This is a genomic window from Nonomuraea sp. NPDC059023, from assembly GCF_042740095.1.
In the GTDB taxonomy this organism is placed as follows: domain Bacteria; phylum Actinomycetota; class Actinomycetes; order Streptosporangiales; family Streptosporangiaceae; genus Nonomuraea.
Map to the genome: position 1 here is coordinate 92,789 of NZ_JBHYIO010000006.1, position 15,448 is coordinate 108,236.

At 70.9% G+C, this 15,448-nt stretch carries 16 protein-coding genes; 6 read left to right on the forward strand and 10 right to left on the reverse strand.

Annotated features, from left to right (window positions below):
* The first annotated feature begins 19 nt into the window (after positions 1-19).
* The gene (locus tag ACFWYW_RS12435; RefSeq protein ID WP_379609831.1) at positions 20-652 is read left to right on the forward strand and encodes a GNAT family N-acetyltransferase; all 633 of its coding nucleotides are present in this window, start codon (positions 20-22) and stop codon (positions 650-652) included.
* On the opposite strand, the gene ACFWYW_RS12440 is transcribed toward ACFWYW_RS12435, so the two are convergent.
* Positions 609-1,583 carry an AraC family transcriptional regulator gene (locus tag ACFWYW_RS12440; RefSeq protein ID WP_379609832.1) on the reverse strand — a complete coding sequence of 325 codons (975 nt, stop codon included), beginning with the start codon at positions 1,581-1,583 and terminating at the stop codon, positions 609-611. The two genes, ACFWYW_RS12435 and ACFWYW_RS12440, sit on opposite strands and share 44 nt — an antisense overlap.
* An 89-nt stretch (positions 1,584-1,672) precedes the next feature.
* On the opposite strand from ACFWYW_RS12440, the gene ACFWYW_RS12445 reads away from it, so the two are divergent.
* Positions 1,673-2,236, forward strand: coding sequence for an NADPH-dependent FMN reductase (locus tag ACFWYW_RS12445; protein WP_379630900.1), 564 nt, complete (start codon positions 1,673-1,675; stop codon positions 2,234-2,236).
* On the opposite strand, the gene ACFWYW_RS12450 is transcribed toward ACFWYW_RS12445, so the two are convergent.
* From ACFWYW_RS12450 to ACFWYW_RS12460, 3 genes are read right to left on the reverse strand one after another with little or no spacing between them, the layout of a single operon-like run.
* Positions 2,226-4,172 (reverse strand): acetoacetate--CoA ligase, encoded by a 1,947-nt coding sequence (locus tag ACFWYW_RS12450; protein WP_379609834.1) that lies wholly within the window; start codon positions 4,170-4,172, stop codon positions 2,226-2,228. The genes ACFWYW_RS12445 and ACFWYW_RS12450 overlap by 11 nt on opposite strands.
* 57 nt (positions 4,173-4,229) lie before the next feature.
* On the reverse strand, positions 4,230-5,087 hold the full coding sequence (locus ACFWYW_RS12455; protein WP_379609835.1) for a serine hydrolase: 858 nt from the start codon (positions 5,085-5,087) through the stop codon (positions 4,230-4,232).
* Positions 5,084-6,001, reverse strand: a complete 918-nt coding sequence (locus ACFWYW_RS12460; protein ID WP_379609836.1) for a LysR family transcriptional regulator — start codon at positions 5,999-6,001, stop codon at positions 5,084-5,086. Before ACFWYW_RS12460 ends, ACFWYW_RS12455 begins: the two co-directional genes overlap by 4 nt.
* An 87-nt stretch (positions 6,002-6,088) precedes the next feature.
* Between ACFWYW_RS12460 and ACFWYW_RS12465 the strand changes: the two genes are divergently transcribed.
* Entirely contained in the window at positions 6,089-7,720 is a 1,632-nt protein-coding gene (locus ACFWYW_RS12465; protein WP_379609837.1) for a penicillin-binding transpeptidase domain-containing protein, read from the forward strand.
* A gap of 235 nt (positions 7,721-7,955) precedes the next feature.
* Here the strand turns inward: ACFWYW_RS12465 and ACFWYW_RS12470 are convergent, their stop codons facing one another.
* Positions 7,956-8,663: an HAD family hydrolase gene (locus ACFWYW_RS12470; protein ID WP_379609838.1), complete on the reverse strand. Its 708-nt coding sequence runs from the start codon at positions 8,661-8,663 to the stop codon at positions 7,956-7,958.
* A 188-nt stretch (positions 8,664-8,851) separates the two neighbouring features.
* Between ACFWYW_RS12470 and ACFWYW_RS12475 the strand changes: the two genes are divergently transcribed.
* The 3 genes from ACFWYW_RS12475 to ACFWYW_RS12485 all read left to right on the forward strand — a co-directional run bounded on the left by ACFWYW_RS12475 (position 8,852) and on the right by ACFWYW_RS12485 (position 11,916).
* Positions 8,852-10,057 carry a sensor histidine kinase gene (locus ACFWYW_RS12475; RefSeq protein WP_379609839.1) on the forward strand — a complete coding sequence of 402 codons (1,206 nt, stop codon included), beginning with the start codon at positions 8,852-8,854 and terminating at the stop codon, positions 10,055-10,057.
* Positions 10,047-10,742, forward strand: coding sequence for a response regulator (locus ACFWYW_RS12480; protein WP_379609840.1), 696 nt, complete (start codon positions 10,047-10,049; stop codon positions 10,740-10,742). The genes ACFWYW_RS12475 and ACFWYW_RS12480 overlap by 11 nt, the downstream gene beginning before the upstream one ends.
* 106 nt (positions 10,743-10,848) lie before the next feature.
* Positions 10,849-11,916: a hypothetical protein gene (locus ACFWYW_RS12485; RefSeq protein ID WP_379609841.1), complete on the forward strand. Its 1,068-nt coding sequence runs from the start codon at positions 10,849-10,851 to the stop codon at positions 11,914-11,916.
* Positions 11,917-11,920: 4 nt separating this feature from the next.
* Here the strand turns inward: ACFWYW_RS12485 and ACFWYW_RS12490 are convergent, their stop codons facing one another.
* The 5 genes from ACFWYW_RS12490 to ACFWYW_RS12510 all read right to left on the reverse strand — a co-directional run bounded on the left by ACFWYW_RS12490 (position 11,921) and on the right by ACFWYW_RS12510 (position 15,391).
* Positions 11,921-12,874, reverse strand: a complete 954-nt coding sequence (locus ACFWYW_RS12490) for a DNA polymerase domain-containing protein (RefSeq protein ID WP_379609842.1) — start codon at positions 12,872-12,874, stop codon at positions 11,921-11,923.
* Between the two features lie 48 nt (positions 12,875-12,922).
* Positions 12,923-13,549 (reverse strand): HAD family hydrolase, encoded by a 627-nt coding sequence (locus ACFWYW_RS12495; protein WP_379609843.1) that lies wholly within the window; start codon positions 13,547-13,549, stop codon positions 12,923-12,925.
* A 107-nt stretch (positions 13,550-13,656) separates the two neighbouring features.
* Entirely contained in the window at positions 13,657-14,109 is a 453-nt protein-coding gene (locus ACFWYW_RS12500; RefSeq protein ID WP_379609844.1) for a DUF2690 domain-containing protein, read from the reverse strand.
* Between the two features lie 99 nt (positions 14,110-14,208).
* Positions 14,209-14,715 carry a DUF6912 family protein gene (locus tag ACFWYW_RS12505; protein WP_379609845.1) on the reverse strand — a complete coding sequence of 169 codons (507 nt, stop codon included), beginning with the start codon at positions 14,713-14,715 and terminating at the stop codon, positions 14,209-14,211.
* 31 nt (positions 14,716-14,746) lie between these two features.
* On the reverse strand, positions 14,747-15,391 hold the full coding sequence (locus tag ACFWYW_RS12510; RefSeq protein WP_379609846.1) for an HAD family hydrolase: 645 nt from the start codon (positions 15,389-15,391) through the stop codon (positions 14,747-14,749).
* Positions 15,392-15,448: the final 57 nt, after the last annotated feature.

The following is a 15,448-nucleotide window of genomic DNA, read 5'->3' on the forward strand; positions in this document are numbered from 1 at the left end:
CTGGCATAAACCTGCATGCATGCGTCATTGGCCCCTGTTCGGTCTCCGGATCACCACCCCCAACCTCCAGCTCCACATGCCGTCGTTCGCCGAGCTCGACGAGCTGGCAGAACGGGCCGCCGAAGGCGTGCACGAGGAGGGATTCATGCCCTTCGTCATCCCGTGGACGGAAGCCGAGCCCAGCGAACGGGCCAAGGCGACCGTGCTTTACCACTTCAAGTCCTGGGGCACCTGGAAGCCGGAGGACTGGACCGCGAACTTCGTGGTGGTCCGCGACGGCCAGGTCGTCGGCACGCAGGAAGTGGCGGCCGTCGACTTCGCGGTCACCCGCGAGGTGGTCACCGGCTCCTGGCTGGGCCGCCGCTTCCACGGCCAGGGCATCGGCACCGAGATGCGCAAGGCGGCGCTGCACCTGGCCTTCGAGGGGCTGGGCGCGCGCTGGGCCAGGACGGTGGCGTTCGAGGACAATCTGCCCTCGCTCGGCGTGACCAGGAAGCTCGGCTACCGGGAGGACGGCATCCAGATCGACAACCGCAAGGGCGAGGCGGTGCCCAGCAAACGTTTCCGCATGGCCCGCGAGGACTGGAAGCCGGAGGAGGGCTACACGATCACCGGGCTGGAGCCGTGCCTGCCGCATCTGGGAGCGCGCTGATCGTCGGCAGCCGGCACGACTCGCGGCGGAACTTGCCGGGGGCCAGGCCGTACTCGCGCTTGAAGGCGTTGGCGAAGGCGAACTCCGAGCCGTAACCGACCCGCGCGGAGATCTCGCCGAGCGGCGCGTCGCTCTCGCGCAGCAGGTGGGCGGCGGTGCCCAGCCGCCACCACGTCAGGTAGCCGAGCGGCGGCTGACCGACGAGCTGCGTGAAACGGCGCGAGAAGGCGGCCCGCGACAGGCCCGCCTCGCGGCCGAGCGACTCGACCGTCCACGGCGCCGCTGGGTCGCGGTGGATGGCGTCGAGGGCGGCACGGATCGACGGGTCGGTCAGCGCCCGCGCCCAGTTGTCCACCTTGCAGTGCTCGTGCGAGCCGTCGAACCAGGTGCGCAGGATCAGCAGCAGGAGCATGTCGAGCAGCGAGGAGACGAGCAGGTCGGCCCCGGCGCGCGGGCGGTCGATCTCGGCGCCGAGCAGGTCGACGGCGGCGCGCAGCTCGGGATGGTGGCCGAGGCGGGCGGGCAGGTGGACGACCTCGGGCAGTGAGCGCAGGATCGGGTGGAGTCTGGAGGGGTCGAGCCGGTAGCCGCCGCCCAGCAGCACCGTGCTGGCACCATCGCCGCCCAGGACGGCGGAGGCGAACAGCTCGCGCTCCCCGTCGCCGCAGTCGGCCGTGGCGATCGCGCTGTCGGGCGAGTCGGCCAGCACGTAGGGGTGGCCTTGCGGGAGGAACACGACGTCGCCGACACTCAACGCGATGGGCTCTCCCTCGGGCGGAAGCAGCCAGCACGAACCTTGCAGAACCACCTGGAAGCCGGCCGTACCCGCCGCGGCGGGGAAGGAGTGGCCCCAGGGAGCGCGCCACTCGACCCGGACCGAGTTCGCCCGGCCGACGCGCATGGAGGCGATGACGTCGCTCAGCAGATCCACACCGGCAGTATAGCTCGCGAGACGATCACGTATAAAATGCAGACGGCAGCGCATTGGAGGTCTTCGCCCGGTTTCCTACTCTGGAACGCATGACGAAGATCGGCATCATCATCGGCAGCACCCGTCCCGGCCGCAACGGCGAGGCCGTAGCCCGCTGGGTTCACGAACTGGCCACCAAGCGCGACGACGCCGCGTACGAACTGATCGACCTCAAGGACCATCAGCTGCCCCACCTCGACGAGGCGCTGGCCGCGGCGGCGGCTTCCGGCGCTTACGACCACCCGCACACCAAGATCTGGTCGGAGACGATCGCCGGATACGACGGCTTCGTCTTCGTGACCCCGGAGTACAACCGGGGCACTCCGGGCGTGCTGAAGACCGCCATCGACTTCCTGTACGCCGAATGGCATGACAAGTCAGCCGGAGTCGTCGGCTACGGCGTGAGCGGCGGCGTACGCGCGGCCGAGCACCTGCGGCAGGTGCTCGGCCAGGTCAAGGTGGCCAACGTGCAGGCCGGGGTGGAGCTGCTGCTGCACGCCGACTTCGAGGACTTCAGCGTCTTCAGGCCGCGCCCCCACCAGGAGGACCAGGTCACCATGATGCTCGACCAGGTCGTCACCTGGAGCCGGGCGCTGTCCGCGGTCAGGGCCTGAAGTGGCGCAGCACCTCGGGGTTGGCCATGGCGTCGGGGTTGGCGGCCTGCTCGACGGGGGTGCCGAGCAGGATCTTGCGCACCGGCACCTCCAGCTTCTTGCCCGACAGGGTCCGCGGGATGCCGGGCACCTCGCGGATCTCGTTGGGCACGTGCCGGGGTGACAGCTCCTCGCGCAGCGTGGTCTTCAGCGCCGCCACCAGCTCGTCGGTGAGCGTGGCGCCCTCGGCGAGGGTGACGTAGAGCAGCAGTCGGCCCTCCTGGCCGAGCTGCCCGGTGTCGATGACCAGGCTGTCGGCGATCTCCTCGAAGCGCTCGACGACCCGGTAGAACTCGCTGGTGCCCATCCGCACACCGCCGCGGTTCAGCGTCGAGTCGGAGCGGCCGTAGATCACGCAGGAGCCGTCTTCGTTGATCTTGATCCAGTCGCCGTGCCGCCAGACGCCGGGGTAGACGTCGAAGTAGCTGTCGCGGTAGCGCTCGCCGCCGGGGTCGTTCCAGAACATCACCGGCATCGAGGGCATCGGCGCGGTCAGCACCAGCTCGCCCACCTCACCGATCACCGGCTTGCCCGTCGGGTCGAAGGAGGCGATGGCCGCGCCCAGCGACCGGCACGGGATCACGCCCGCCCTGATCTCGTGCAGCGGGGTGGCGCCGACGAAGCCGGTGCACACGTCCGTGCCGCCGGAAAAGGAGCCCAGCGGCACGCCGGGCAGCGTCTCGGCCACCCACGCGAACCCCTCGGGCGGCAGGGGCGATCCGGTCGAGCCGATACCCCGCAGCCGGTCGAGGCCGGCCGGCCGTACGTCCGACTTCATCGAGGCGATGATGTACGGCGCGCCGACCCCGAAGTACGTGACCCCTTCGGCGGCGGCGATCTTCCACAGGTCGTTGGGCGCCCCGTCGTACAGGACCGGCACCGCGTCGACCAGCAGGGCCCCGATGAGGTAGTTCCACATCATCCAGCCCGTGGTGGTGTACCAGAAGAACACATCGCCTTCACCGAGGTCCTGGTGGAAGGAGAGCGACTTCAGGTGTTCCAGCACCACGCCGCCGTGCCCGTGCACGATCGGCTTGGGCAGTCCGGTGGTGCCGCTGGAGTACAGGATCCACAGCGGGTGGCCGAAGGGCACGCGCTCGAACTCCAGCGGCCCCTCCTCCGCGCGCAGCCCCTCCCAGCCGACCACCTCGCCGGACGGCACCGCGGCGGCGTGGCCGGGCGCGGGCTCGGCCCGCTGCGGCGGGCGGCCCTCCTCGGCGGCGGTCAGGTACGGGATCCACACAGTCGCGCGCAGCGAGGGCAGCGCGGCGGCGATCTCGGCGACGGCGGCCGAGCGGTCGAAGCTCTTGCCGTTGTACGCGTAGCCGTCGACCGCGATCAGCACCTTGGGCGCGATCTGCCGGAACCGGTCGACGATGCTGGGCACGCCGAAGTCGGGCGAACCGGCCGACCAGATCGCCCCGAGCGAGGCGGTGGCCAGGAAGGCGATGAGCGCCTGCGGGATGTTCGGCAGGTAGCCGGCGACGCGGTCGCCGCGCCCCACGCCGAGCCGCACCAGACCGGCGCGGACCCTGCCCACCTCCGAGCGCAGCTCGTCGTAGCCGATCTCCTGGCGGGCGCCGTCCTCGGAGACGAAGACGACCGCGGTGCCCTCGCCACGGGCGAGCGCGTTCTCGGCGTAGTTCAGCGAGGAGCCGGAGAACCACTCCGCGCCGGGCATCGTCCCGGTGAGGACGGGCCCGTCACCACGCTCCCCGACCACCCCGAAGTAGTCCCAGAGCGACTGCCAGAACTCCGCCGGGCTGTCGACCGACCACTGCCACACGTCCTCGTACCGCGCGCCGATCCGGTCCTGCTCGCGCAGGTAGGCGGTCAGCTTGGCCCGCCCGATCACCTCGGCGGTCGGCTCCCAGACAAGTGCACCTTCCTCAACCATGCGCCCATCCTGTCGTTCGCCAGGTGGAAAGTCACACTCGACCGCCCACACATCCCGCTACCTTCTTAGGTGGTCAACCGCCATATGCGCCGCCGTGCCGATGACCGCGTCGGCCCTCGGCTGGTTCACCGCGGGGCTGAACGATCGGGTGAAAACGGCCACGGCGTAGCGGCCGCCATCGGGATACTCCACTACCCCCGCTTCGTTGCGAATAGTCGGCAGAGTGCCGGTCTTTCCGCTCACATCCACATCGTCGTACGGGAAGCCCGCCGCCAGCCGGTGCGGCCACACCTGCAGCGCGAACACCTCGCGCATCCACCCGCACAGCTCGGCCGAGGCCGCCTCGTCTCGCCAGATCATCGCGAACAGCCGCGTCAGCTCCCGCGGCGTGCTGCTGTTGGTCCGCGCGGGGTCCAGCGCCCGCATCCGCGCCAGCTCGTCGAGGTCCTGGAACGGCCAGCCATGCCCGCTGTCCTCGGCCATGCTGTCCAGCATCGTCGCGCCGTTCATGGTCACCCGGGTGCCGTCCAGCCCGAACCCCGCCAGCATGGCGTTGACCGCGTCCAGCCCCACCCGCTCGACCAGCACGTCGGCGGAGGCGTTGTCGCTGACCGCGATCATCAGATACGCCAGGTCGCGCAGCGAGATCGTCACCTCGTCCCGCATCGCCGAGAGCCCCGTCGGCCCCGACGTACGCCCCGCCGCCGGCACCAGCACCCGCTCCGCCAGATCGACCCGGCCCGCGTCGGCCTGCCTGCACAGCTCCACGAGCAGCGGCACCTTGAACACCGAGGCGATCGGCCTGGCCTCGTCCTGCTGGTAGCCGCACTCGCGCCCGCCGTCGATGTCGACCGCGTGCAGCCACCCCTCGACCCCGGCCGCGGCGAACACCTCGCCCAGTTCGATCTCGTTCATGCCAGCGCCCCCGGCCTGCGGCTGACCCGCCGCACGGGCGCCGAGCTCTGTTCCGCCATCCCGGCGCTCTCCTTCAGTGTTCGTACGGCTGCCGCCGAGAAGCCGGCCACCGTGTCGGAGGCCACCCGCCACGCGGTGGAGATCCGGTAGGACAGCGGCGAGCCGATCAGCGGCCGCCAGACCAGCCCCGGCGACTCCTGCCGTGGCCCGAACGCGACCGCGGCCCCTGCCATGACCAGCCCGAGACCCGACCCTTCGTGCACCTGCGCGGGAACGTACCCACGGCGACGGCATTCTGCCAGCGCCTCCGCGTGCATGCCCGGCTCGCCCTCCTTCGGCGGCATGAGCAGCTCGCGCCCGGCCAGGTCGGCCAGGTGCACCTCGGCGCGCTGGCTCAGCTCGTCGCCCTCGGCCAGCAGCACGCCCTGGGGCTGGACGAGCGTCTGGCCGAAGTACAGGCCGGGGGCGGTCACCGGGTGGCGGACGACGCCGACGTCGATCGTGCCGCCGGCCAGGGCGGCCACCTGGTCGGCGGTCCAGATCTCGGCGGGCGCCAGCCGTACCTCGGGATGGCTTTCGCGGAAGCCCGCGACCAGGGCGGCGATCACCGCGGCGGCCAGGTCGGGCGGGACCCCCACCTTGAGCACCGCGCCCTCGCCGTGCCTGGCCAGCTCGCGCAGGCGGTCGACGCGGGCGACGATCTCGCGGGCCTCGCCGAGCAGGAGGCGGCCCGCCTCGGTCAGGCGGACCTGACGCGCCGAACGGTCGAACAGGCGCACGCCAAGCTCCTCCTCCAGGCGCTTGATGCGCTGGCTGAGCGGCGGCTGGGCCATGCCGAGGCGGATGGCGGCGTTGCCGAAGTGAAGTTCCTCCGCCACCACGGTGAAGTAGCGCAGGTGCCGGACAAGGTCCATGGCCAGCGATGATATCCGGATTTATATCTACTCTGGGCCTATATCCATATTGGACATGGTTTGGTGGTGTCTGGTGTTCTCTGCGTCATGGCTATGACAGGGGGACCGATGCTGGGCGAGTTGCGGCAGGAGGGACCACCGCGGCGACGGCGGCGCAGGTGGCCGTGGGTGGTCGCGGGGGTGCTCGTGCCCGCCGTCGCGGCGGGCGGCGTCGTCTGGGCCCTGCGTACCGAGGGCTCGGCGGAGAAGACCGCCGACGCCTATCTGTCGGCCTGGTCGAGCAACGACTATGCCGCCATGAAGGCGCTGGTGGCCGATCCGCCCAAGGACTTCGTCGAGTGGCACGAGAAGGTACGCCGCGACCTCAAGCTGGAACGGCAGTCGTTCACCGCGACCAGGACCGGCGGGGTGTTCGCCGCGAGCGCCGCCGACCTCGGCTACGAGAGCTTCGGGGCCAGGCTCACCGGGCGGGGGCCCGACCTGGACTACGAGGGCAAACTCCATCTGGTCGAGAAGGACCGGCGCTGGATGGTCGCCTGGACGCCCGCCACCATCCACCCCGAGCTCAAGCCCGGCCGGTCGCTGCGGCTGGTGACCGGCAAGGACGAGACCGTGCCCGTCCTGGCCGCCGGCGGCACGCGCATCGACGCCGCGGACGTACCCGGTTCCGTGCAGCAGATCGTGGCCGGGCTGAAGACGAAGTACGTCGACCGGCTACGCGTGCCCAACACCGCCAAGATCAACCTGTACGAGGACGGCGACAAGCTGGTCAAAACCCTCGAAGAGGTCAGCGCGGCGAAGCGGGAGCCGTTCCAGACCACGCTCGACCTGCGCGTGCACGCAGCCGGGGCGAAGGCGCTCCGGCTCACCAAGAAGCCCGCCGCGCTGGTCGCCCTGCGCCCCTCGACCGGCGAGATCCTGGCCGTCGTCAACAACCGGGGCGGGTTCGACCGGGCGCTCATGGGCAAGTACCCGCCCGGCTCCACCTTCAAGGTCGTCACCGCCTCCGCGCTGGTCGCCGACGGCGTCTCGGCCGCCCAGACGGTCAAGTGCCCCGCCGAGCAGAACATCGGCGGCTTCCCCTTCCACAACGCCGGCTACAAGGACTACGGCAGCCTGCCGTTCCGTGACGCCTTCGCCCACTCGTGCAACACCACGTTCGGCGCCATGACCGTGGGCTCGCTCGGCGCCTCCCGGCTGGCAAAGGTGGCCGGGGACTTCGGCTTCGGCGTCCCCATCGACCCCGGCGTACCCGCGGTGCGGGCCGACTTCCCCGCCGCCAAGGACGACACCGACCTCGCCTCCGCCTCCATCGGCCAGGGCCGCGTCCTGGCCTCGCCCCTGAACATGGCCGCCGTGGCCGCCGCCATCGCCTCCGGCACGTGGCGCCCGCCCCGCCTCGTACCGGCCGAGCTGGTCCCGACCGAAGGCGAGTCCCGCCGCCCTTTGGAGGACGACATCGTGAAGGCATTGCGCACCCTGATGCCCGCCGTCGTCTCCGAGGGCACCGCCCAGGCAGCCCCCTTCCCCGCCGGTACGGCCGGCAAGACCGGCACCGCCGAGTACGGCTCAGGCAAGGAACCACCGGCCCACTCGTGGTTCATCGGCTACAAGGGGGACCTGGCGTTCTCCGTCATCGTGGAGGGAGGCGGCGCCGGCTCCGCGGTAGCCGCCCCCATAGCCGCCTACTTCCTCAACAACCTCCCCACCCAGACCTAACCACCCACACCCCCGGCAAGGACCACCCAACAGCACCCTGCCCACAACCCCGGGATCACCGATCGCGGGCGGTGGAGCCGGGCTCGCGGATCACGGGATCACGGGCTTTGGGTGCTCCGCCGCCCTCTGGGTGCCGGGTAGTTGTGCCCCGTCTGCGGAGGAAACCCATCGGCTGCCCACGGTCCACGCTCTGGGGTGCCGGGTAGTTGTGCTCGGTGGGGGTGCCGCCGGGAAGTCAGACGGCTTTGCGGTCGAGAGGGGAGGTGAGGCCGGCGACGGCGGCGACCACCTCGGAGGCGTTGGTCAGGTCGGGCAGGACCAGGTCGGCCCCCGCCTCACGGAGTTCCGAGGCCATGGAGCGCCCAGAAGCCACCCCGATCATCGCCGCCCCACCGATCTTGGCGGCCTGCACGTCGCGGGTCGAGTCGCCGATCACCACCGTGTTGGCCACCGTGAACGGCGTGCCGGCCCGCTGCTTGGCCCGCCCCTGCGCCACCTGCAACAAGGTGGCCTTCGGGTAGACCTCCTCGCCATAGCCACCGAGGTCGAAGTCGATGTGCTTGTCCAGCCCGAACGCCTTGAGCTTGTGCACGGCGTTGCTCTTGATGGTGCCGGTCAGCACCGTCTGGATCACCCCGTCGAGCCGGGCCACGGCCTTGAGCGCGTCCTTGGCCCCGGGCATCATCCGCCCCTCCTTGGCCAGCCGCTTACGCCGGTCGGCGAAGGCCATGGCCAGCGCCGACAGGAACTTGGGCAGGTGGGCGTCCTCGGCCACGATCCCGTTGACGGCCAGCGTCTCGAAGACGATCTCGGAGTCGGGCCGCCCCAGTGCCGGTACGAGTTTGACCAGGGGCCGCCCGGTCACGACCCGGAAGGCCTCCGCGTAGGCGTCGCGGGTCACGATCGCGACGTCGACCAGCGTGAGGTCGATGTTCCAGAGCACAAGGCGGTTGATGGCAGCCTCCTGAGGGGGTTCATGTCAGGGTACGGCTCCCGCCCCCGCGAAGCTGCCCCGCGAGGGCATTTAAGCATGATTGCCGGTAGTGATGCTTTGTGAGAAGAAACCCGCTCATCATGGCGACACGCAAGAATTGATCAAGCTTCTGACCTGGGAAAACTTATATTGACCCCGTGAGTGCCACAGCACGCCTCCGGCCGACGGCCCGATTCCTGGCGGGTGATCTGATCTGGATCGTCCCGCTGGCCGTCGCGAGCTGGGTGCTGGCCGACCTGTGGCCGCCCCACCAGCCCTGGGCGGACCTGGCGATGACGATCGCCCTGCTGGCACCGATGATGTGGCGCCATCTCTATCCGGTGGGCGTGTTCACGCTGGTGTCCGCGCTCGCGCTGGTCCAGATGCTCAACGGCTGGCCGCCGCTGCTGGCCGACCTGGGCGTCTGCATCGCGCTGGCGACCGTGGCCGTCAGCCGCGGCCTCGCGATCTCGCTGCCCGCGCTGATCCTCACCTGCACGGGCCACGTCATCTGGGCGCTGGCCTACCCGAGGTCGATGATGCCGTTCCCGTGGATGGCCAACCAGTTGTTGTTCATCGTGCTGGTGTGGTTCGCCGGACGGTACGTGCTGGCCAAGCGCATGGTCATGCAGGGCATCAGGGAGCGGCTGCTGCTCGCCGAGCGGGCCAGGGAGGGCGAGGCACGCGCGGCGGTCGACCGCGAACGGCTGCGCATCGCCCGCGACCTGCACGACAGCGTGGCGCACAACGTGACCGTGATGATCACGCATGCCGAGGGCGCCCGGCTCGGGCTCGACGCCGATCCGGCCGGCGCCAAGACCGCCCTGGCGCAGATCGCCGAATGCGGCCGCGCCGCCCTGCACGACATGCGGGAACTGGTGAGTGCCCTGCGCGCCGGCTCCTGCCCACGTCCGTGGCGCGAGGTGATCGACGGCCTGGTCCAGCGGATGCGGCGCAGCGGCGTCCCCGGCATCGCGGTACGCGTCGAGGGCGAGCCGGACACCGCGCCGGACGAGGTGCTCCTGGCCGCCCAGCAGGTCGTCGGCGAGGCGCTGACGAACGTGCTCAAGCACGCCGGGCGCGGCGTCGCGGCCTCCGTGTTCGCCGCCTTCACCGCGACCGGGGCCTACGTGAAGGTCGAGGACGACGGCGGCGGCCCGCTCGCGGCCGTGTCCCTGCCGGCCGGCGGCAACGGACTGGCCGGGCTGCGGGAGCGGGTGCGCGGGCTCGGCGGCGAGTTCAGCGCCGGTACGCGGCGTGGGGGCGGCTTCGTGGTCGAGGCCCGCCTGCCGTACCCGGTCCGACTGTCGTGCGCGGCCGAGGGCCGCCTGCCGTACGCGAAGGAGAGTGGCGATGCGGCCTGACGGCGAGAACCTCCTGCGGGTCCTGCTCGTGGACGACCAGGAGCTGATCCGCGCGGGCGTGCGGATGGTGCTGCGGTCGGCGCCGGACGTCCTGGTGGTCGGCGAGGCGTCGGACGGCGCGCTGGCGCTGGCGGCGCTGCGCGAGACGCCGGCCGACGTCGTGCTCATGGACGTGCGCATGCACGGCATGGACGGGATCGAGGCCACCGCCCGCATGCGCACGGACTTCCCGGGCACGTGCGTCGTGCTGCTGACCGCCTTCGACGAGGACGGCCTGGTCAGAGCGGGGCTGGCGGCGGGGGCTGACGGGTTCGTGCTCAAGGACGCGCCGCCGGAGGAACTGCTGCGCGCCATCCACACCGTCGCCGACGGCGGCGCCTACGTCTCCCCCATGCTCGCCAAGCGCCTGCTCGACGAGTACCGCCCGCAGCTCTACGAGGCCCCGGTGGCGGCGGGCAGACTCGACGAGCTGACGCGACGGGAGCAGGAGGTGTTCACGCTGGTGGCGCGCGGGCTGACGAACTCCCAGATCGCCGAGCGCCTGTCGCTGTCGCCGGTCACCGTGCGCACCCACGTGGACAACGTGCTGGGCAAGCTGCACCTGCCGCACCGCAGCCGCCTCATCGTCTTCGCCTACGAGAATGATCTGGTACGGCCTCAGCGTTTCGATGAGCCGCCAGCGTGAAGATGGTTGCCACGACCGTCTCTGGGGATGACGATAAGCGACATTTCACGACATAGCGTGATTTGCGGAGGTTAACGCTATGTGGAAGTGCGCTATAGGGCGTCACATGCTTTGCCTGGCTGCCTGCCTGGCCGCCGTCATCGCCGGGTCGGCGCTCATCATGGGCGCCTGGATCGGCAACGGCACGGAATCCGGGCGGCTGACCCAATGCTTCTCGTCCGAGCGCATGGACCTCGCGGTGCTGCCCGCCGGCTTTCCGCGCGAGGGCGGCCCGCCGCAGATCCCCGGCCGGACGATCGCCGCCCTGCGCGCCCTCCCCGGCGTCACCGCCGTGCGCGAGGTGCGCGGCGGCACCGTACGGGCCAGCTGGCCGCGGGCCGACGCCACCGCGATGGAGGTCGTCGCGCTGCCGGCCAACGGCCTGCCCATGCTTCCCATCGTCCACGGCGAGCCGCCCGCCGTCGACGGCGAGGCCGTCGTGGACGAGTCCAGCGCCGTCTCCTACGGGCTCCGCGTCGGCAGCACCGTCACCGTCACCGACCCGCGCGGCGCGCCGGTCCACCTGCGCGTGAGCGGCATCCTCCAGGTCGACATGGACAAAACCATGATCGCCAGAGGTACGCTCGGCCTGAACCCGCAGACCGCCGCCGCTCTCGTCAGCCCGATCAGGCTCAGCGGCCTGCAGGTGACGCTCGACTCGGCCTCGCTCGCCGGACCGGTACGCGACCAGGTCGCCGGCGAGCTGGGCTCCGCCTACACCGTCCACACCCGCCAGGACATCGCCGCCCGCCGCAGCGCCGACGCAGGCGTCCTGAGCATCGCGCTGGCCACGCTCGGCATGACCGCCACCACCGTGGGCGCCGCCGCGAGCTGCTCCACCCTGGGCCGGCTGCGTTCCTACCTGCTCCAGTCCGCCGGCGCCCAGGTCGCCGTCCAGGGACGGCGGCGCATCCGCCGCATGATGGTCTACGACCGGCTCATCGGGTTCGCCACCGCCGCGACCGCGGGCGCCGGGCTGGTCGTCGGCACGCTCGTCCTGCTCGCGGGATCGGGCGCCGACCTGCCCTGCCTCAGCGTGTTCGCGATCTCCTCGACGCTCATGCTGCTGCCCTTGGCCGCCTACACCTGCGCCATGTTCCTCGCGCCCATCCCCGCCCTGCTCCGGCACTCCTGAGCGGTCAGGAGGTCTTGCGGGCGCGGGCGGCGCGGCGCTTGCCCTCGTGCATGGCCTGGACCCGGGCGATCGGGATGGTGTGGCCCTCGGCGACCAGGTCGTCGGGCAGGCGCTGCGGCTCCGGCATGGCCTCGGCCCACGGGTCCGCGCCGGACAGCAGGCCGGGCGCGGTGTGGATGGTGAAGTCGGACGGGCTCACCCGCTCCAGGTCCGCCCATGGGACGGGGAAGGAGACGGGGGCGCCGGGCCGTACCCGCGGACTGTAGGCGGCGACCACGGTCGCGCCGCCCGCGCGGGTGGAGTCCAGGAAGACCTTGCCCCCGCGGTCCTCGCGGATGAACGCGGTGGTCGCCAGCGCCGGGTCGAGCCGCTCGGCGCGCGCGGCGACCGCGCGGGTCGCCGCGGCGAGGTCCTCGACGCCCGTGCCCGCCGCGACCGGCACGAACACGTGCACGCCTTTGGCGCCGCTGGTCTTCACCGCCCCTTCCAGCCCGTCCGCCCGCAGCGCCTCTCGCACCAGCAGAGCAGCCTGTACGGCCAGCCCGAACGCCCCGTCCTCGGCCGGAGGGTCAAGGTCGAGGATCAGATGCGTGGGCCGGTCTCCGCGAAACAGCGACGGGTGGTACTCGACGGCCCGCTGGTTGGCGAACCACAGCAACGTCCGCCGGTCGCCGCACACGGCGTAGCGGACCTCGCGGTGGGAGCTCTCGGCCCACTGGGTGACGCTGTCGATCCACTCCGGCGCGTACTTGGGCAGGTTCTTCTGCATGAACGGCGGCTGGCCCGGCCGTACCCTGATCACCGACAGGGCCCGCTCGTCCAGCGCCGCGACGATCTGATCGCTCACGGCGTCCAGGTAGTCGACCAGGTCCCGCTTGGTGGCCTCCGCCCCGTCGAACAGCGGCTGGCCCAGATTGCTGAACTCGACCCCGTCACGCGTCTCTTCCACCTTGCCCACCGACCCCACGATGCCCATCCCCGCCGCTCAGGTCAACGACGCGACCGCTCAGGCGTAGGAGAGGGCGTCGGCCAGGGTGTCGACCACGGGCAGGCCGGTGGCCTGGAGGTCGGCCCTGGTGGTCATGCCGCCGGTGTACAGGACGGCCTGGGCGCCGACGTGCCGGGCGGCCAGCCCGTCGTCGACGCTGTCGCCGATCACCAGGACGTCGGCGGGTTCGACGCCGATGGCGGCCAGGTGGGCGCTCATGTGCGCCGCCTTCTCGCCGCCGGTGGTGCCGAGCAGCCCGTCGATCCTGGTGAAGTGCTGATGGATCGCGAACGACTCGACCAGCGGGACCAGGTGCGCGTGCGGCGCCATCGAGCAGAGCGACTGCGTGCCGTCCCAGCCCTGCAGCGCGGCCAGGGCGTCGGCGGCCAGGCCGCAGGCGACGCTCAGGCGGAAGTAGTGCTCGTGGAAGCCGTCGTCGAGCCGCTCCCACTCCCCGTCCTCGAGCGCGCGGCCGAGCATGCGCTCATAGGCCAGCCAGATCGGGCGGGTGTAGACGGCGCGGAAGCCGTCGGCGTCGAGGATGGGCAGTTCGTAGGGCTTGAAGACCTCGTTGGTCGCCCCGACGACCGCGTCGATGTCGTGAAAGAGGGTACCGTTCCAGTCCCAGATGATGTGCTTCGTCATGTCAGAACAATCTTATCGGCCGATCGCGACATTCCGGTGAACACGACGGAGCCGCGACCCGAAGGCCGCGGCTCCCCCGCGTGCTGATCAGCCGCGAGCCAGGGTGATCAGCCGCAGGCCTGCGCGGTCTTGCCGTTGGCCCAGGACTTGGTGTGCTTGGCCACGGCGTAGCCCCAGGCGCAGATGTTGGCGCCCTCGATCATGTCGCCCCAGTGGTGGCCGCCGTTGCCCTCGCCGTAGTTGAAGTGGACCACCCTGTTGCCGTTGCCGTTGGGCTTGGCCAGGATGACGCGGATGAGGCCGGTGTCGAGCGGGGACACCCAGATCTCGGTCCAGTTGGTCTTGCACTTGCGCGACCACATCAGCTTGATCGTGCCGTACTTCTTGTTCGAACCCTTCTGGACCAGCGTGCTCTGCTTCGAGACGATCCCCGACGCGGCACAGCCGGACTTGTACGGGTCCTGCTTGTCGTAGCTCCGAGCGGCGTGCGCGGCGGGAGACATCATGGCCAGAAGCGCCCCCGTGGCCGCCACTCCGGCTACTGCGGCTCGGATTCTCACTGAGACAGACTCCTTCGTGTTATCCGATGTGTAAACCCACGGCAGCCTACAAGGGATGTTCACGAAAGAGTCAAGAACAATCTCCGAATTGGGATGACCCTAACGGAGGAGATCGGGGATCTCCTGGGTCGCGTACCACATCAGTTCGTGCGCCTCGGCGCCGTCCACGGTGAAGCGGGCGTCGTCGTCGCCGTCGTCCGCGGCCGGGAGGGCGGCGATGGCCGCTTCGATGTCGGGGATGGCGTACAGGTCGTCCACGTGTGCCGCGGCCACCTTGGACAGGGGGACCGACTCCGCCAGCCGTACCCTGGCGCGCTCGGCCAGGTCCACGCCCACCGTGAGCCCCCCGTCGGGGACCTCGGCCGCGACCACCACCCGCCGTGGCGCGGCGTCCACGCCGTCGGCGCGGTCGGCGGCGAGCATGCGCAGCGAGGCGCGGGCCGCCTCGGTGAGCGCCACGTATTCGAGCTCTTCGGTGTCGCCGGAGGCGTACCACTCGGTCAGCGCGGGGGTGACCGCGTAGCCGATCAACGGGGCCGGGCCGAGCTCTCCCGCGGCGACGGCCTTGGCCAGCGCGGGGAGCGTGCACGGCAGATAGACGCGCATGATGTGCCTTTCCGAGAAATCAAGAGCTCTATCATGCCCGCCGCAGCGGCAGCCGGAGGAGCGTCTCGAGTTCGGCGATGGTCGTGTCCGCGTCGCGGTGGTGGATGCCGGTGATGCCGAGGCCGCGGGCGGCGGTGATGTTCGCCTCGATGTCGTCGACGAAGACGCAGCTCCCGCCGGGCAGGCCCACCAGGCCGAGCGCGTGGTGGAAGATGCGCGGCTCGGGCTTGCGCATGCCCACCTCGCCGGAGATCACCACCGCGTCGAAGACCTCGTCCCAGTCGTCGCGCGGGTAGGTGTTGGACCACGAGTTCGACAGCAGGCAGGTTCTGATCCCCGCGTTCCGCGCCAGCCGCAGCATGTCGTACATGACGTCCACCCGGTCGAAAGCCGCGAACATCCTCTCCAGCAGCCCCTCCGCGACCGGCGGCGCCCCGTCCACGGTGCGCAGCCGCGCCGCCAGGTCCCGCTCGAACGCCGCTCCCGGCATCTCCCCGCGCTCCAGCGCGTGTACGACGCTCTCGCCGTCGCCGTTGTAGGCGTGGTCCACGAGGCCGCGCATGACCGTGCGGTAGTGGGCGCCGTCGATGCGATCGGCCTCGATCCACTTGGCGATCGCGGTGGACAGGCTCGTCGTGAGCACGCCGCCCCAGTCGATCAGCACCCCTGCGACCACGGAGACCTCCCGGTGATGGAATATCGTTCTAGGGTAATTCCCCCGGGAACGCGGCCG